Raw genomic sequence first — 2,107 nt, forward strand, 5'->3', positions numbered from 1 at the left:
CTGCTCGCAGAGGTCGGCGACGAAACGCTCCTGCAGCACCGGCGGGATGACCTCGTCGTCCCCGCCCCACGCGATCAGCAACGGCGTTTCCCACGGACCCTGCGGCGTGTTCTCGCGCAGGCGCTGCCCGAGGGGTCCGGCCGCGAGGTTCTCGACGTACAGCGGACGATCCTCCGAGACGCCGAGCGCCGTGGCGACCGAGATGACGACACCCGGTTCGGACGGACACCGCTGTGTCATCTCGCGCACGATCGCCTCGCCGCCGGGGGCGACGTACCGGGCGAGCTCGACGTCGTCGTAGGTGTCCGCATAGGGCACGAGCACCCACGAGATCAGGATGGACAGTTCCACGGACGCACCCTCGCGCAGCAGCTCGGTGGCGAGGGCGTGGGGATCGGCCGCCGGCGCGATGGCAGCCGTCCCGAGCACCTGCAGCGAGGGCGTGTAGCTGTCGGCGATCTGCGACGCCCACAGCGCGGCGTGCCCGCCCTGGGAGTGGCCCCACACGACGGTGCGGGTGGATGCGTAGAGGTCGTCCATCTGCCGCGCCGCGACGGCCGCGTCGAGGGACGAGCGCGCCTCGCCGAGTCCGATGAGGTAGGGGAAGGTGCCGGGCGCCCCCTGCCCCGAGTAGTCCGGAGCGACGACGATCCACCCGTTGTCGATCACCTCGTCGAGGCTCGGCACGGACCACGTCGTCGCGGCGGCGTCGCGCAGACTCGGCGCACACCCCTGGGCGACCCCGGTGGTGCCGTGATTCCACAGCACCACGGGGCGCAGACCACGTGTGGGGGCGGTCGGCGAGATGACGAGCGCACTGCCGACGGCAGGCTGCCCGAGTGCGTCACGCGTGGTGTAGAGGATGCGCTGAACCTCGGCACCGTCGGGCTGCTGACCCGAGAAGTCACCCACGCGGATCAGCTGCCCGTGGTCGTAGGGGACGACGGCAGGCGGATCGTAGAAGGCGTCGACGACGGGCGCGCCATCCTGGAGCCAGTCGTTGAGCCACCAGCCGCCGGCGGAAACGGCCACGAGGAGGACGGCCAGCGCATAGCGGCCGGTGGCCGCCCACACGCGCCCGCGTCGGTCATGAACCTCCTCGATGCTGAGCGCCGATCGGGCGAACAGTGCGGCATCGCGCTCGTGGGGGGCCCGCGTGAAGGCGACCGATCCGCGAACGACGGTCGACACGCCGAATGCGAGGGTGCGCACGCCGAACACGACGGCCACCACCAGCACCGTGACGTCGGGCCAGGTGAGGGAGAGCACCGCGAAGACGATCTGCGCGGCGCCGGAGGCAGCCCACAGCACGCGCTGGCTGAGGGTGCCGCCGACCAGAGCATCGACGACGGCCTGCGCACCGCCGACGAGGAGAAGGAGCGCCAGGGCGACCGGAAGGAGTTCGAGGGTGCGTCCCAGTCCCAGCAGCATCGCGAGGCCGAGCACGACCCACAGCGCCGCGAAGATCCGGGCGGCCCATCCGCGCTCCTGGTGGGGTGCGGCGAATTGGACGAGTCCGAAGACGAGCGCGCTCAGTCCGACGTAGACCGTGAGCAGCAGGAGCGAGGTCAGCGGCCTCGTGACGATCAGAGCGCCCAGCAGCAGCGCGAGACCCCCGACCAGGATCACCACGATCGGCGGAGCGCCGGCGATCAGGCGCGGCAGGGCGTTCAGCCCCCGTCGCCACGCATCCACCCGATTCACCTCGTCAGCATAGGCACGCCGGAACGGGCGCGGCATCGACGCGGCCGCCCGATCACCGCCATACTGACCGGATGGCGGATGTGAGCGCGTGGCTGGCCACATGGGGCGACAATCTCTGGACGTGGCTGGTGCTGCCCATCGTGGTGCTGCTCGGGCTGTACTTCACCGTGCGATCCGGGGTGGTCCAGTTCCGACTGATCCCGGAGATGTTCCGCACCCTCACCGACAAGACGCCGCGCACCGCCGAGGGAAAGCCCCAGTCGGTCTCGGCGTTCCAGGCGTTCACGATCTCCGCCGCCTCCCGCGTCGGAGTGGGGAACATCGCCGGCGTCGGCACGGCGATCGCCATCGGCGGTCCGGGGGCGGTGTTCTGGATGTGGCTGATGGCCTTCATCGGCGGTGC

2 protein-coding genes are annotated in these 2,107 nt (G+C 71.0%); one reads left to right on the forward strand and one right to left on the reverse strand.

Translation table 11 applies throughout. The features are described from left to right. Positions 1-1,704 (reverse strand): lipase family protein (locus B4E30_RS13330; RefSeq protein ID WP_286795566.1); only part of this gene is annotated, 1,704 nt, incomplete at its 3' end. Positions 1,705-1,775: 71 nt separating this feature from the next. Between B4E30_RS13330 and B4E30_RS13335 the strand changes: the two genes are divergently transcribed. Further along, the coding region (locus tag B4E30_RS13335) for an alanine:cation symporter family protein (protein WP_286795567.1) at positions 1,776-2,107 on the forward strand (332 nt) is incomplete at its 3' end.

Origin of the sequence: Microbacterium sp. UBA3394 (assembly GCF_002358725.1) — a bacterium.
GTDB classification, from domain to species: domain Bacteria; phylum Actinomycetota; class Actinomycetes; order Actinomycetales; family Microbacteriaceae; genus Microbacterium; species Microbacterium luteum.